Source organism: Alkaliphilus sp. B6464 (genome assembly GCF_018141165.1).
GTDB lineage: Bacteria > Bacillota > Clostridia > Peptostreptococcales > Natronincolaceae > Alkaliphilus_B.
Genome location: NZ_CP058557.1, coordinates 986295 through 1003322 on the forward strand (window position 1 = coordinate 986295; position 17028 = coordinate 1003322).

General features: G+C 31.8%; 14 protein-coding genes. 1 reads left to right on the forward strand and 13 read right to left on the reverse strand.

Going from position 1 to position 17028, the window contains the following annotated elements; genetic code table 11:
* Window positions 1-193: 193 nt before the first annotated feature.
* From HYG84_RS04765 to HYG84_RS04820, 12 genes are all read right to left on the reverse strand, one after another.
* On the reverse strand, window positions 194-2203 hold the full coding sequence (locus HYG84_RS04765) for a hypothetical protein (RefSeq protein WP_212380983.1): 2010 nt from the start codon (window positions 2201-2203) through the stop codon (window positions 194-196).
* A gap of 310 nt (window positions 2204-2513) precedes the next feature.
* The gene (rlmH, locus tag HYG84_RS04770; protein ID WP_212380984.1) at window positions 2514-2993 is read right to left on the reverse strand and encodes a 23S rRNA (pseudouridine(1915)-N(3))-methyltransferase RlmH; all 480 of its coding nucleotides are present in this window, start codon (window positions 2991-2993) and stop codon (window positions 2514-2516) included.
* A gap of 198 nt (window positions 2994-3191) precedes the next feature.
* On the reverse strand, window positions 3192-3359 hold the full coding sequence (locus tag HYG84_RS04775) for a CxxH/CxxC protein (RefSeq protein ID WP_212380985.1): 168 nt from the start codon (window positions 3357-3359) through the stop codon (window positions 3192-3194).
* 197 nt (window positions 3360-3556) lie between these two features.
* Entirely contained in the window at window positions 3557-4840 is a 1284-nt protein-coding gene (gene htrA, locus HYG84_RS04780) for a serine protease HtrA (RefSeq protein ID WP_249168715.1), read from the reverse strand.
* 134 nt (window positions 4841-4974) lie between these two features.
* On the reverse strand, window positions 4975-5769 hold the full coding sequence (locus HYG84_RS04785; RefSeq protein ID WP_212380987.1) for an MBL fold metallo-hydrolase: 795 nt from the start codon (window positions 5767-5769) through the stop codon (window positions 4975-4977).
* Between the two features lie 59 nt (window positions 5770-5828).
* Entirely contained in the window at window positions 5829-7088 is a 1260-nt protein-coding gene (locus HYG84_RS04790) for a UDP-N-acetylglucosamine 1-carboxyvinyltransferase (RefSeq protein ID WP_212380988.1), read from the reverse strand.
* Between the two features lie 339 nt (window positions 7089-7427).
* Complete coding sequence (yycI, locus tag HYG84_RS04795; RefSeq protein WP_212380989.1) at window positions 7428-8327, reverse strand: two-component system regulatory protein YycI; 900 nt, start codon at window positions 8325-8327, stop codon at window positions 7428-7430.
* Between the two features lie 16 nt (window positions 8328-8343).
* Entirely contained in the window at window positions 8344-9798 is a 1455-nt protein-coding gene (gene yycH, locus HYG84_RS04800) for a two-component system activity regulator YycH (RefSeq protein ID WP_212380990.1), read from the reverse strand.
* Window positions 9799-9815: 17 nt separating this feature from the next.
* Window positions 9816-10331: a hypothetical protein gene (locus HYG84_RS04805; RefSeq protein ID WP_212380991.1), complete on the reverse strand. Its 516-nt coding sequence runs from the start codon at window positions 10329-10331 to the stop codon at window positions 9816-9818.
* A gap of 90 nt (window positions 10332-10421) precedes the next feature.
* Window positions 10422-12245 carry a sensor histidine kinase gene (locus tag HYG84_RS04810; RefSeq protein WP_212380992.1) on the reverse strand — a complete coding sequence of 608 codons (1824 nt, stop codon included), beginning with the start codon at window positions 12243-12245 and terminating at the stop codon, window positions 10422-10424.
* 2 nt (window positions 12246-12247) lie between these two features.
* Window positions 12248-12937 carry a response regulator gene (locus HYG84_RS04815; protein ID WP_212380993.1) on the reverse strand — a complete coding sequence of 230 codons (690 nt, stop codon included), beginning with the start codon at window positions 12935-12937 and terminating at the stop codon, window positions 12248-12250.
* Window positions 12938-13034: 97 nt separating this feature from the next.
* Window positions 13035-13850 (reverse strand): peptidase MA family metallohydrolase, encoded by an 816-nt coding sequence (locus HYG84_RS04820; RefSeq protein WP_249168716.1) that lies wholly within the window; start codon window positions 13848-13850, stop codon window positions 13035-13037.
* Window positions 13851-14098: 248 nt separating this feature from the next.
* Here HYG84_RS04820 and HYG84_RS04825 point away from each other — a divergent pair, with 248 nt between their 5' ends.
* Window positions 14099-15397, forward strand: a complete 1299-nt coding sequence (locus HYG84_RS04825) for a S8 family peptidase (RefSeq protein ID WP_212380994.1) — start codon at window positions 14099-14101, stop codon at window positions 15395-15397.
* Between the two features lie 58 nt (window positions 15398-15455).
* Here the strand turns inward: HYG84_RS04825 and HYG84_RS04830 are convergent, their stop codons facing one another.
* Complete coding sequence (locus tag HYG84_RS04830; RefSeq protein ID WP_212380995.1) at window positions 15456-16952, reverse strand: M23 family metallopeptidase; 1497 nt, start codon at window positions 16950-16952, stop codon at window positions 15456-15458.
* Window positions 16953-17028: the final 76 nt, after the last annotated feature.

A 17028-nucleotide genomic window follows, 5' to 3' on the forward strand; every position in this document is an offset into this window, starting at 1 on the left:
CTTTACTTTTGAGTTAATCACTCAAAGCAATAGTCATTTATGGTAGGGTTCTCCATATCGTTATATGGGCGTTTTTAATGTATATGAAAAAGAGTCAAAAAGTACCGCCCCTTTTGACTCTCATATTCTCATTTTATTCTATGATTATGCCATTGTCAATCTAGCAAGCAAAGATCGTCTCCACTTGCCCTAGTTACCTTTTACTGAGTTTCTTTTTATTTGAGGAATTTTTGTGTAAGGTTTTTATTTCCGTCCTTTTGCTTTTATACGTAATATACTCAATTGTCGATTCATTCAAGTCATTTGTAGCTGGTAGTACTAAAAATATAATTGTCCTAGCAAAGTCTAATGTAAACAACAATATAACTCCATTCTTTATTGTGGTAAGCAAATTAAAGTTTCCATGTGTAATAGTAACATAAGCTTGCAGAACCCCAAAAACAAAAGCATTTGATATAAAAGCAGGAATAAAGAAAATAAATATACTCCTTAACTGCTTTTTTTTCATTTTATGGCTTGCAATGCCAGTGTCAAACCCGACAAGTTTGCACAGGAAAGCAGAAATTCCTACCATATAACTCACTTGATTTATAAGCTTATCATAAACAGAATTTGATAAAATCATAATTTGATTCGTAGATATGAGATAAATAATTATTATAAAAGATACTCCATATAACAACACTGAGACATAATGTCTTGTATTTCGAAAATTGTTATAGTTTGGTTGAGTTAGGTCCAAATATAAAACATTATTAGACGATAGCGAGGCAAATGACATCCAAATCACAGCCCCTAATAGGACATAAGGACTTATTTTTGAAATAAGTGGAACATTTAAGACCAAATAATAAATTACTAAAAAGAGATAGCTAACACTCAATGAAGAAGCCTTCTTTAGAGCTGTTTCTTCCTTTAATCCTTTTGTGCGTATTTCAGGATTTAATAAATCGGTAATCTCCTCCAACATCGTAAAACTAAAAATAAGCATATAAAAAACAAACAATATTAAGAGTGATGACTTTAGTTCAAGCATTTCTTTAGCAATTTTTTGAATATCCACCCCATTATTGACAATAACAACGCTTAGAAATGGAATTATAAACGATATGCCACTACCAAGAAATATCTCTATCTTTTTAAGTTTTTCATAACTATTTCCAAACAATATATTGAAAACTATTTCTCCAATAACTGTTCCAAACAAAAAATTGAAAATACCTTTAATGTCATTTATATTTATACGCTTTTTATTATCCTTACTATTATATATAATTGGAGCAAATACCCTGCATATACTAATTATTAAGCTTATCATTACTGTAGTTGAAGCTGTTAAAAGTAAAAAACTTTTGAGCTGTATATATCTGTTGGTAAAGAAAATAAACGTTGTAGCAAACCCTGTATAAACTGCTGGAAGCATATAATGTTTTACGATCGGCATAAATTTACTTTTTTCAATTTGATATTGTATAACAAAGAACAAGATACCAGTTACAACTAATACAAAGATTGCCCCATATTTACTATCCCATTCAGGACGTATTCCCCCCTTTCCCAATAATACTGCAAAGGTTGCCAGAGAAAATAATAAAACTATATATTCCATATGTTTCTTTTTTCTAAAAAAAGGAATACATAAATACGGGATTATATATATAGACCAAGAAACAATATATGTAATTATTCCTATTTCATTTTTAAAAATTGGACTGAGTAGAAAGGATATAAGACCAAACATAATTCCGTAAGCATATTGTTTTTCAGCTAATTTTTCCAATGCATCTGTACTTACCAATACAGAAACAAATAATGCACACCATAAGCCCCACCATGTACAACTACTCCCAATCCAAGTATTTAGCTCCTGAAATGAAAATATTATTACTAATGCACCAATAGAGCCATAGAGCAAGTTTGTAATAGTCTCAGGCTTTATATTTTCAAAGTATTTATGTATTTCAAATTTATTAATTAAAATTTCTAGAACTCTGAAAATGACTGGCAAAACTATAAAAAGTAATGCCCAATATTTTAATTCAATCAATATTAATACAGGGGCACCTACTGTTATATATATCACGGTTGCGATGGTAAGTATTTCGAATACTCGCTTAATATACTTATCTGGGTGATACATTATCATTATGAATATGGGTAAAAGTATTGCAGGTAAAAAAACATATCCTTGATATTTTAGCATTTGTTTGTACCTTTCTAAAATCTATCATTTAGTGATAGTACTTCGCCAAGAAATAATAAAATCCTTCAATTTTCTTTTTATTTTACTAATATCTAAAGGGACAAGGGCAAAAAACAAGAGGACAGGCACATCGTCTCACTTAAAATTCAATGATTTTTTCATATCCAATTATTTCGTCAACTGACCTACTCTAAAACTCTGATATACTATAATAGAATAAGCGATATCCTTCTTGTTTCATTCGTTAGATATACTTCATCTAATTTGCCTATACATGTTGTAACTACTGATTTTCATCAAAAAACCGCCATCATTTATGATACGGTTCCCCCTTAATAATCCTAAACCCTCTATATATCTGCTCTAATAATATAAGCTTCATTAGCTGATGTGGAAATGTCATTGGAGAAAAACATAGTTTATAATCGGCTCTTTTAAGCACTTCTTCTGATAATCCAAGTGATCCACCTATTATAAATGCTATATTACTATTACCAGTTATACCCAGACTCTGAAGCTTGTCTGCCAATTCTTCCGAAGAAAGCATTTTTCCTTTAAGATCTAAAGCAATAACATAGGTTCCTTCTTTTACGTGTTTTAGTATTCCTTCTCCCTCTTTATTTTTTACAATTTGTTCCTCTGCCTTACTTAAGTTTTCCGGTGCCTTTTCATCTGGTACCTCTACTAGGTTTAACTTTGTATATCTAGATAGTCTTTTACTATATTCATCTATTCCTAATTTTAAATATTTTTCTTTTAATTTTCCTACACTTATTATTGTAATGTTCATCTGTACACTTCCTTTTTATACTGTTTCACGTGAAATTCGTCTATCGCTATAGTAATAATTCATATCCCACTTAAATTTTTAAACTTCGTTAAAAATTTAAGTGCTCAAGGTATTTCCATCCTCCAGTTTCCTATTTATCTCCTAGTCCTAGAAATTTGATGTCTTTTAAACAAGCAAAAAAAGTCGAGGTTTCCTCGACTATACTACTAAATATTTAGGTAGTTTATCACAAAGATGACAGTTCTTTGGTGCCATCCAATCTGAAAAGGATACCTTTTCTAGTTCATAAATATCTGGCGGCTGTTCGTATATATCAACAAAATCCTCTATAGCATCTTCTAAATGTTCTCCACATACTACATACATTCATAACCAACTCCATCTATGGTTTATTATCCTTCAACTTTAGTATATATAGTATTTGTTAAAGTAAATAGTTAATGCATGGATTGAAGGATTATACGATAATTTTAGTATTTTCATTTCCATTATATAGTATAGATTTAATTTTTTCAAATAATTTCTTAATTTTCAAAAAACCTAGGCAAATTTGCCTAGGTCTATTATTCAAAAACTATATCTATATTTACTTCTTGGTTATTCCTTATAACAGTTACAGTTGTTTTATCTCCTGGTCTATACTTATAAAGAGATCTAACTAAGTTGCTCATCCTGCTTACCTTATCATTACCTATTTTAACAATAATATCCTTTGGCTCTATTCCATACTTTATTGCAATAGAATTTTCTATAGTCTGTGCAACATAAACACCCTCATCAGACTGAGCTTTCTGTCCTGTAGCTCCTTCGTACACATCTATATCAACGCCTTGTATACCTAAATAAACCCTTGTAAATTCACCTTTCTCTATAAACTGATCTACAATAGGTTTTGCGATATTAATTGGAATGGCAAATCCTAAACCTTCTCCCGTGCTAATTTTTGCTGTATTAATTCCTATTACTTGTCCTCTTGCATTAAGTAAAGGTCCACCACTATTTCCTGGATTGATTGAAGCATCAGTCTGCATAAGATTTTCAATAGTTTCTCCTGCAGCATTTACAGTTATTGTTCTGTTAAGTCCGCTAATAACCCCTTGTGTTAATGTTCTTTCAAAGGTTAATCCTAAAGGGTTACCAATAGCAATAGCTATTTCACCTACCTCTGTTTCATCACTATCTCCAAGCTCCGCTACAGTTAGATTTTCTCCTTCTACTTTTATGATAGCAAGATCTAGGCTCTTTTCGTTCCACAATACTTCAGCTTTAATCTGTCTTCCATCATGAAGTAACACCATTACCTCTTTAACATTTCCATCTCCAACTACATGAGAGTTTGTTAAAATATATCCTCTTTTATCTACAATAACGCCAGTACCCACACCTGAAACCTCTCTTACACCATAAAACCAGTCTCTTTCCAAGGCAACAGTTGTAATACCAACTACTGAAGGCATTACTTTCTTAGCCACAGCCGAATAAACCGTTAAATCTTGAGTAGGATTAATAGTAATTTCTTGCTGTGCACCATCTAGTGAAATACCACGCATACTAAGCATATTAGGTAAAAAAGCATAAGTAGCTCCTAAGGTAACTGCGCTCCCTAAAATCACTCCAGCTAAAGTACCACTAATAAATCTTTTTCTTCCTTTTTTATTAAAACTTATTTGTAAACGTTCTAATTCATCTTTTAACTCATATTTATTATCAGTCTCTTCTATCTTCTCCACATCGATGGAGTTGCTATCTGGGTAATTATTTTCTAAATTTTCATTTTCATGGTTACCTTCTAGATCATAGACCTCACCATTGTTTTTTATTCCATTTTCATTGTCAAAGTGATTCAATTCGCACACCTCCAAAGAATTATAGTATTGTTTAAATTATTCTAATACTATTATATCTACTCCTGCTCCAGTTAAATTTTTAACTTTAGTTAAAAATCTCCAAGTACTCAAAGTATTACCAATATCTTACTTTCTTAAAATTGATATATATTACTTACCCTATCTCGATGTACTAAATCTAATTCTATGTCTTTTCCTATAATAATTTTTTTGCTATCTAAAATATTTTTTACAGTTGCAATTGCCAGTTCTGGGAAGTTATTTTCCTTACTTAAATGGGCAAGTAGTATAGATCTTACATTCCTACTTACTAAATCTACTATAGCATTGCCTGCGGCTTCATTTGATAAATGTCCACTATTAGAAAGTATTCTTCTTTTTAAACTATATGGATAGCTCCCAGCCTTTAACATTTCTTCATCATGATTTGATTCTAATATAACAAGGTTGGAGCCACCTATCTCTTCCATAATATCTTCACTAATATAGCCTAAATCTGTAGCAATACTAATTTTAATACTATCTTTTTCGATACTAAATCCTACTGGTTCATTTGCATCATGAGAAATCCTATAGGGTTTAATATTAAAATCTCCAATAGAAAAATTTTCATTCGATGTAAAACATTTAATATTTTCTTTCTTAATATTTCCTATTTTACGTTCCATCCCAGCCCAGGTTCCATCATTAGCGTAAATAGGTATATTATATCTTCTTGACAATATGCCTACACCACATATATGATCACTATGTTCATGGCTCACCAAAATTGCCGATAGATTTTTTGGATCCACATCGACTTCCTTTAACTTATTTTCGATTTGCTTACCGCTCAGTCCTGCATCAATTAATAAAAATTTTTTGCCATCATTTATTAAATGACAATTACCACTACTACCACTAGCTAAGGAGCAAAAATCTACTGTCATATTTATTGCCTCCAATTTATGAATTAACTACTGTATTCGATTATTTTTTAGGATAACAACTATTCCCGGTGCTCTCTCCTAACCTTTGCTCCTAAGCTTATTAGCTTTTGCTCTAACTGATCATACCCTCTATCTATATATTGTACATTTTCTATTTCTGTCTCACCTTTTGCCATAAGACCAGCTACAACCAAAGATGCCCCAGCTCTTAGATCTGAAGCTACTACTTTTGCACCTGTTAGATTTTTAACTCCATGAATAACAGCTACTCTTCCTTCTACTTTAATATTAGCTCCCATTCTTTTAAGCTCATCTACGTGTTTAAATCGTCCTTCAAATATTGTCTCTGCTACAATTCCAGTCCCCTTAGCTGTAGTTAAAAGACTACTCATTGGTTGCTGCAAATCTGTTGGGAAACCTGGATATACTAAGGTTTTTATACTAACATTTTTTAAGTTTCCCGAGGATATTATTCTAAGGGATTCTCCATTTTCAATAATATTAACACCCATTTCCTTAAGCTTTGCAGTAATAGCCTCTAAATGTTTAGGTATAACATTATCTATTAATACGTCACCACCAGCAGCTGCAGCTGCTATCATATATGTTCCAGCTTCTATCTGGTCTGGAATGACTGTATGAATACACCCTCCTAATTTTTCCACACCTTTAATCTTAATTACATCTGTGCCTGCCCCTTTAACATCTGCTCCCATACAGTTTAAGAAGTTTGCCATATCAACGATGTGTGGCTCTTTGGCAGCATTATCTATTACAGTTGTACCTTCTGCCATAACAGCAGCTAACATTATATTAATGGTAGCACCAACACTAACCACATCAAGATAAATTTCTGCACCTACCAGTTTTTCTGCCTCTACAGATATTATGCCATGTTCTATAGTTACCTTTGCACCTAAAGCTTCAAATCCCTTAATATGTTGATCTATTGGTCTACTACCAATAGAACAGCCTCCAGGATATGCTACCTTAGCCTTTTTAAATCTACCAAGAGCTGCACCTAATAAATAATAAGAAGCCCTTAACTCTTTGGCTAATTCATAGTCTGCATAACAATCCTTCATTGCGGTTGTGTTTATCTCTAAAGTATTTGGTCTTAACTCCTTTACGGTAGCACCTAAACTCGAAAGCATGTCTGCTAATATCTTAACATCACTAATTTGTGGTAAATTATCAATAACACAAGTATCTCCTGCTAATACTGTAGCTGGTATAATAGCCACAGCAGCATTTTTAAATCCACTTATTCTAACCGTTCCTTGTAGTTGTTGTCCGCCTTCAATTATTAGTTTCTCCATATATTTACTGACAAAAGTCAGTTATTCACCATCCTTCATTATAGTTTGTATCCTATGTTTATGCTAATTTATCGATATTCTTTATAATAATTCTAGTTAATTACAATACATAAATTAATTGCCTATTCAATTAAAGTCTTTTTTAGATTTGAATATTATACCAAAATTCAACAGTTTGAATTTATTATAGCATTTATTTACTTCTTTGATAAGTGCTATACTACTGGAAATAAAAAGATATTCTATTTTTAATTGCTGTGTATAAACAAAAAAAGAAAAAGTCTATTAAACTTTTTCTTCATTTTTACAAGAATCCCTTTTAAGTTATACGAAATAATATTAATTTTTATAGGCCTCTATAAAATAAGTTTTTCCATTTTGTATTGTAATTTTCCATGAAGGAAAGGCAGTTCCGGACTCAATTTCTTTCCAATCTGACTCCATATAATATGTTGGACTGAAATAATATCCTATTTCAATATCTTTTACAATTATTGGTTCTTCATTTTCCCTTAAAATTGTACTTGTTGCTCTCATAAGTGCTTCTGGTGCAGGAATAATTTGTTTCTTATGTTGTTGTGTTTTTTCATATTCTAATAGCATTGCCTCAAAACCTATTACTCCCCTATTACTTACATATACATGAATGTAACTTTCCCCTAAAAATTTATTTTTATATGTTTGATTATAAACTAGCTTATATACAAATTCATCTTCAAACTCGTCTTCTGTTCCATAATAAATTTGAGCTAATTCAATATCTTCTCCCATTAAATTATATTGTTTTAAAAAATCGTTACTAATTTTTTTAACAGTTTTTTCATTTAGAGAATAATTCTTTTTTTCGGTACTCATATTCTTATATGTTAATCTTTTACTACTCTCTACAATTAATTCTTTGTCCGTACTTTTAAAGATTTCTCTTTTCAAAATTTTATCTTCTAGAGTAGGAATTTGCTTCTCGTTATCTTTACCTAAAAAACTTTTCGCTATATTGTCCGAATCGAAGGTTTTATACCTTACTACTAATATGGGTAACGAGATGATTTCTCTAGGAATATGAACATCTAGTTCTATATTATTGTCATTTAAATGTTGCTCTACATTACTTATATACTTATCGCTAATAAGCTGCATTTCTTCTTGTCTAAATAGTCTACTTTGTACATTATAAATTAAAAAAACATTTGTAGCTATAAACGCAACAATTAGTATGTTTTTTGCCTTAGACCAATCCATAGGATTTCACCATCCATTAATTTAGCATAACACTATTTATTAAATCACCTGTATAGCTATCAAAATAATAAATATCTCCTTTAATTTTAATCTTCCAGCTAGGTCTTAAAAGTTGTCCTTTGCCTTCTTCTACAGTATCAAAGTATACCATTCTCACTTCTTCTACGCTCTTTAATATTTCTAAAATTTCATCCTCATCATCTACTTCTTGTGATAATTGATCCTCTTTATTAAAGTACTTCAGTTTTAAGTGTTCAATATTTTTCTCAATTATATTTGAGAAATATAAAATAGATTGTTCTGGACTAATACCTTGCATATTCATAACCTTACGTACTAAGATACGATATGACTTTACCTTATTACCATAAACCTCTATTTCAATAGGATGCTCCATCTTATTACTATTAAACTCTACAGGAAAACCTCCTATGCGATAACCAAATGAAAATCGATACCCACTATTCTGGTCCTTTAAAATATGTTGAATGTCTTTTAAATAAGCGCCTTCGGGGAATCCTCCGTTTTTAGAAATAAAATCTACAGCCGCATCTAAGGAATCTAATACATTAGAGCTGGATATATTCCCGATCTCTCCGTTATACTCTAGTGCTCCTTTTTCATTAATACGAACCCTTTTTTCTCCGTATCCATAGATATAAACTACAGCACCGCTAGTTTCCTTGATAGTTTTTACAAAGTCAAAATTTTCATTGAAAAAATTTTTTGATCTTTCTATTAACATTGCATCATTCTCAATATCAATTTCACTCTCAACAAAGGTTTGTGTTGTAGCTACAGCGTAAGTAATAGGCATAGGAGTATAGTTTGATTCAAGTTCATTAAAAAGAGAAAAAATAGGATGATACTTAATATATTCAACCGTTTCTAATTCATCTATAAAACTAACCAATGTAGAGTTTTCAGCATGTTCTAAAAGCTTTACTTCAAATATGCTATCGTTATTTTCTACAATGTATATAACTCCACGATTAAAAGCTGGAATCAATATTTTTTTTATCTCTTTTATATTTCTAACAACTTTATTTTCTAAAGAATCAAAAATAGAAGAGACTAAAATGGTTGGTATGTTATCACTAAACTCCAATTCTACGGATTTTAAAATATTGCTTTGAACATATTTTTCATATGTAACTGGAGTTACTTCTGGATCTCCTAAAAAATAATCTTTAAGTATATTTTTACTTTGATCCCATACAAAATCTAAGCTAGAAGATAAAACTGTATAATGATTTTTTCTTCTATCACCTGCTCCAAAACTTACAATAATCGAACTCGGCGAAATTATATCTTTGCGATTTTCAGCTACAGTCAAGTTATGAAGTTTTCCGCCTCTAGCCTTAGATTCTAATATTTTAATTGGAGAAGGAAACCATAGTTGTTGTGTTAATAAAATACTCATGACCACTAAAATTGATAGAATCAGGGTTTTTAATCTTTCCCTATTCATACTAATCACTCCAAGATCTATGGTTTTTTGCCTATGCCTAGAGTAGATTTATTAACAATCTCTTCCAGTAACTGTTTTACCTCTTGTACTTCCATTACGTTTATAATTCTAACAGCACTATCTTCTGATCCATTTTTATATTTTGCTTTAAACTCAATTTTATTTAGTCCAGGCTGCAATTCTATTTCAGCCCATCCCATTTGAATTGAACCAACAGTTACTTCAATTGGGTCATAAGATAATTCGTAGTCTTCAGCTTCATCATCTTTACTAACATTGTGGTAAACTTCTATAGATACTTTAGTGTCTTGGGGAGCTTTAAATGCTAAAACTAAGTTTTTATCACTAGTAACAGAGTCTTTCTCTGGAATCACTACTTCAAATGATTGTTTAACTTCCTCTACTTTTTTATTTGCACTTTTAGTATCTGTAGCTGTATTGGCGGGAGCTGCGATTGGAGTTGCATAGGATAGTATATTTGATGTTCCTAATATTGCAAATACAATTGTACTGGCAACTATTTTTTTTATCATATTAATTCCTCCTGTAAAACAGATAAATGAATTCATTTCCATTATATATAATTTATATTACAATCATATTACAATGAAATTAAAATTGAATTACACATTTATTGCCTCTGTCTCCATAATAATAGGTAATTTAATAACTGCCTCTGTTCCTTTACCTTCCTCACTAAATATTTCAATAGTGCCATTATGTGCTTCAATAATCTGCTGTGCAATTGATAACCCAAGGCCTGTCCCTCCGAGTTCCCTAGATCTTGCCTTATCTACTCTATAAAATCGTTCAAAAATTCTTGGAATATCTTCCTTTGGTATTCCAATACCATTATCTTTAATTTTTAACAAAACAATATGATCATTTAATTCAACATCAATGTAAACTTCTCCACCTTTAGGAGTGTATTTAATACTATTGCTTAAGAGATTTAAAACTACTTGATCTATACGGTCTTCATCAGCATAGATATTAACTGCTTTTTCTGTTAATTTAGAATGTATTTGTTGATCTTTATTTTTTGCAGAAACCTCTAATTTTAATATAGTTTTTTCAACAATTTGTTTTAAATCAACTACCTTTTTATTCCACTTAGACTGCTGAAAGTCTAGATTAGATAGTTGCAGTAAATCTCTTACTAACCTAGCCATTCTTTCTGACTCACTATCTACAACCTCTAAAAAGCTTACAGCAAGCTCTTTGTCATCTATAACACCATCTAACAGGGTTTCAGTATAGCTTTTTATAGTAGTTAAAGGAGTTTTTAATTCGTGAGAAACATTAGCTACAAATTCCTTTCTCATGTTCTCTAGTTTTTGATGATTTGTTATATCTTGAAGAACTAAAATTATACCCTCCAATGCACCGTTTTGATCCATAAATGGAGCATAATTAGCTTGAAGTATAACCCCATTCCCTGTATTAATCATTCTATTACCGGTTGAATCTTCCGAATCACTCAATAGCTCCCCTATCTTTAATTGTCCACTGTATGATGCGAATATTTCATTAAAGTCTTTTTCTATAGGAGTATGCTCATCTATTTTTAACATTTCCATTGCCCTAGGGTTTACATGGATAACTTTGCCTTCCTTTGTGGCAGCAACAAGTCCATCAGCCATGTAAGTTATTATAGTATCCATCTTTTTCTTTTCATTACTCATTTCCTGCAAAACAGCGTTTAATCTTGCAGTAAGATAGTTAAACATACTGGCCAGCTGCCCTATTTCATCATCTGACCTTACTTCAACCACTTGTTCGAAGTCACCTTTTGCCATTCTCTCCGCCTTAATTGTTACATCATTAATAGGCCCTGTAATACTCTTAGCTATGAAAAAGCCTAGTATAATAGTTACAAAAAGGGCCAAAAATGTAGCTTTTAATATAATTGATCTTGATTCTTCTAATGTTTTATAAATATCCTCTAAATTGCTTTTTAAGTAAATAGCTCCCGCAATACGGTTATTATCATCATGAATAGGAAAAACCATATGCTTAGAGCTATTAAGCTTGTCTTCTTGGTCTATACTATCCCTTTCACCTATTCCTCCATTAAAGGCATATAAAATCAGCTCCGATTCTAAAAAACGGGTAGCATTTGCATCACCATTATTCTCCATATAGGATGCATTAGTACTAAAAACAATAGTACAATTTGCATCATTTTTAATTATTGTAATTCCAATTCCAGTTCCCATCTGTTCATAGCTTCTAATGTTTTTTTCAACTTCAGCTGGGTTATTCTGCCAATCAATAGTTTTTAAAGTGGTAGTTACTGTATTCGCTAAGCTTGACAGGTTATTACTAACGACTCCTAAGTGATACTGTTCAAACTGCTGCATCAGAAATACTCCTATAATAACCATTGCCATAAACACTAGAAGAAAATAGATGGTGATGAACTTCCATCTAATGCTTTTAAACATCATTAAGCCCTCCTGAAGTAGTAACCTACCCCTCTTTTTGTCATAATATATTCAGGACTTGCAGAATTATCTTCTACTTTTTCTCTCAGCCTTCTTACTGTTACATCTACAGTACGTATATCGCCATAGTATTCATATCCCCATACCTGCTTTAAAAGTTGTTCCCTAGTGAATACTTGCTCCGCCTGAACCGCTAAAAATTTTAATAACTCGAATTCCCTAGAAGTAAGTTCTATAACACTATCATTTTTCCTTACTTCGTATTTTGTAAAATCTATAGTTATACCACCTGTAGAGAAAACACCCTCTAATCTAGTACCTACAGCATTGTCATTTCTTCTAAGATTAGCTTTCACTCTTGCTAGTAGTTCTCTCATACCAAAGGGTTTTGTAATGTAATCATCGGCTCCCATTTCTAATCCTAATACTTTATCAACTTCTTCTTCTTTGGCTGTTAGCATTAAAATCGGAACTGTCGAAGTTTCCCTAATTTTTCTGCACACTTGAAAACCATCTAATTTAGGCAGCATTACATCTAACAAAATCAAATCTGGATTAAGAGTAATCGCCTTATGTAAGCCTTCTTCACCATCATAAGCTACTAAAACTTTATAACCTTCCTTTTCAAGATTAAATTTAACTATTTCCGAAATAGGTTTTTCATCTTCAACGATCAAAATATTTTTTGCCACGATGCAGTCACCTCATTAATTAATTGATTAATTTAACCATTCTATTTTAATTGTATTTTTCCTTCTTGTTAGAAAAATCTTTGAGGAAATTTAATAATTAAATCTCCTCAAATAAATATATAAATTCATTTAAACTATGTCCATTACCTAAAGAAGTAATAATGTCCATCAATTGATCTAATCCATGGTTTTGTACAAAAGTTTTTACTAACCTAAAGGACTTGGTATAAGCCTCATACTGATTTAGACTCTTAAACTGACCACTTAGTTCCTCTATTGTGTAATCTTTTTCTGAAAAAATAACTTCTTCTCCCCACTCGTAACCATCAATCATATACTCAAAGTATAAACTTACTCCTTCAGTAAACCACATAGGGAAATTTCCTCTGCCAACATGATCAGTAAAAAGGTGTACTAGCTCATGTAGCATTGGGCCTTCGTTATAAAATTTATAGTCTAATTCCTCTAGTTTATCTACCCAAAGTTCAGGATTTGCAATATGAATACTATCTCCATAATAAACACCCATAGGTGGTTCCCCTTTGCTAAGCATGGTAGTATTCATCATTAAATCTGTATTATTATATACTACTATCAATACCTTATCTTCTAATTTGTATGGAAAAACATCAGCAATTTGCTTGTATTTATCTTCCGCCGTATTGATAATTAAATCTAGAGTTTTTCTATCTATATTTTCATATCTGAAAATATAGGTATCTGTTTCTAATTCGTTAAAGTTACGAGTTTTATACAGTACAATTCTATTTTCTATACTTCTAATTAAAGGTCTTACTGTGCCTATAATCCCAAATGTATTTATAGTGTAACTTGAGATCAACCACATAAATAGAAGTAAAAAAATAAATACCGTTCTAAAATTATATGCTTTATTTTTTCTTTCTAATATCATCATTACCACCCCTTTCTAAAAAAGCATATGTAAAGGGTGTTATTTTCATATTATAGCATATAGCCTAATAAACCACCATCAATGATAGCTTAGGAATATATACCATTAATTCTATGTATTACTTCCTCATCATTTAAATACCTTACTGATTGAATTAATTAATATAGTTATTTCAACTCTTTTTAGCACCTCTTTCATATTTCTGCATAATTTATAAATATAACAGAATAGGAGAAGGGGGATATATTGTGTTCGGATATAGAGGTATTGTAGAAGATTTAGTCGTAGAACGACTGCTAACCGCAAATGAAGAGAGGATTCCAATTATTATTTCTGGAAAAGATTGTAATTGCGATGATCTAGAGAAATTTGTATCCCAGATGGGAGGAAAGATTAAATATAAGTTACCTATCATTAACTCTGTGGCTGCCTATATGCCCTCTATGGGTATTAGAAGCATGGCAATGGAAAGGGTAACTGAAAAAATTTTCTTAGACGATTATGCCTATAAGCTAATGAACATTGCTACAGTTACAGTAGGCTCTGATTTTGCTAACGAGCATGGATTAACTGGAAAAAATATTTCTATTGCTGTTTTAGATACAGGGGTATTCCCCCATGAAGACTTAACCAATCCTAACAATAGGATTGTGGCCTTTAAAGACTTTGTAGGAGAAAAAAGTCAGCCATATGATGATGATGGCCACGGTACCCATGTAGCAGGGATTGTTGCCGGTAATGGTTTTGCTTCTAGAGGAAAATACATGGGCATTGCTCCCGATGCTAATATTGTAGGAGTAAAGGTTTTAGGTAGTGACGGTGGAGGTAGCATTTCAGATGTAATTGCAGGAATTCAGTGGACTATTGATAATAGAAGTAAATATAATATTAAGGTTATGACCTTGTCTCTTGGAACAAAACCTAAGGGCAATTATGCAGATGATCCTCTTTGCCAAGCCGTTGACGCTGCTGTAAATTCTGGTATCACAGTAGTAGCTGCTGCTGGAAATAGTGGCCCTGATTCATCTACTATAACATCTCCTGCTATAAGCCCTAAAGTAATTACAGTTGGTGCTTGTGATGATCGTAAAGCAAAAACATCTAAAGATATTAGTATCGCTGACTTTTCGAGCCGTGGCCCTACACCGAACGGTTTAAAAAAGCCAGATATTTTAGCACCAGGAGTTGGAATTAACTCCTTAGCAAATAAGCCAATGGAATACCGTAGCTTGTCTGGAACCTCCATGGCAACCCCTATTGTAGCAGGCTGCGCAGCTTTGTTATATGAAAGTAACTCTGAAATTACACCTTCTCAGGTAAAAAGTACTATTACATCTAATGCGCATAACCTGGGTCTTAAGCCAGATGAACAAGGAACAGGTTTATTAGATATTCGTGCCATAGTTAATAAAATGGAACCTAATATTAAACCAAAGCAACCTCAAAATAAACCTAATAGTTCTTATAGTGGTAGTATAAGAAGTTCATCTTCATTTAATAATATATTTTTAATAATTTTAATAGTTATTATTTTACTAGTTCTCTAAAAGTCATGTGCTGTTGTAAAGGTTAAAAGTCGTCTGATGCTATAGCATCAGACGACTTTTAATAACTAACAAATCCTTGTGGATTAATAGGAGTACCATTTTTTCTAACTTCAAAATGAAGATGAACCCCTGTGCTTCTTCCTGTATTTCCCATTTCGGCAATCTTCTGCCCTTTATAAACACGATCTCCCTTTTTTACAATAAGCTTATTATTATGTGCATAATAAGTTTGATATCCGTTTTCATGATCAATAATAACTAGATTACCGTAGCTACCATTTTTTCCTGCGAAGGATACTTTTCCTGCATCCGCTGCAGAAACTGTAGTGCCCCTAGAAGATGCTATATCTATTCCTGTATGTCTTCTTCCCCACCTCATACCAAATGGTGAAGTTAAACGTCCCCTTGTTGGATTAGAAAATGCTCCTGTTGCCATTGTAGCTGGTCTTTCCTTAGTCCCTTGAGCTATAACCCTAGTTTTTGGCTCTGAAATGATTTTTTCGTCTACAACTTCCATATTAACTTCTGCACCATTTTCTTTAACTATATATCCTTTTATTTCACGTTTTCCTTCTGCACCTTGAACTGTTATTTTCTTATCACCTTTATATAAAGAAGCTGTTTCCTCGTATTCAGTGTCAAAAGGGATTTCTTCCACCAACTCTATATACTCCTTAGTTCTAACAGAAACCAAAGGCTTAGGCACTATTAAACTAATTTTTTGGCCTATTTGTATCCTCTCAGGGTTCATACCTGGATTAGCTTTTATAATATCATCTATCTTTAAATCATATTTTCGCGCAATAGTCCAAGGATTTTCTCCTGACTCTACTTCATGTATTTTCTCTTCATCTGTACCAATTGCTATTTTTTGTAATGCCTCTTCTTCGTCTATAATCTCACTAAATTCTGCACCTACTTCAACAATTTCTACTTTTTCTGAAAAATCAATCTCATCATACTCACTCTCTTCCTTTTCTAAGAAAGGAGCTTTAATGCTGTCTAATATATTTAAAGCTGTTTTTTGATCTTTAACGATTACTACTTCTTCTCCCTCAACCTTAATAGCTGTAGCTTTTAATTTAATATCAATTTGTTCCTTAATATTTTTAATCATTTCATCTACTTTTGTTATCTCGTCTCTTTTTACCTTTGTCTCAATAAATGATGGTTCCTCACTCATTACTACATCCTGACCATATATGGATATAGCCTCTTCTTTAACCTGTTTAAGAGCTTCCAAGAATTCCTCTTCGGTCTTAACTACGGCCAGTATATTATCATCTACCTCTACATTATAGGCTGCAATTGAACTGTTTGCTTGTAAATATATACCAGATACTAAAGATATAGATATAGCTGCTACACCAGCTGCCCTATATGTAAGCTTCTTATTACATTTAAATTTATTATATAGTGATTTAAGTTCAACGCTTTTAACTTTATTATAAAATAACTTAGTATCTATATTCTTACATTTATTGTAGAATGATTTCATCTCAGTTGTAATTTTCTTTGAAAATTTATTAACTTTCTCACTTATCTTAGTTTCCATCTGTAAATCTCCTCTCAGAGTATCTAATTCATTGTAGACATCTCTTGATTTAATTTTCTTAGGATTCTCTTAAAAT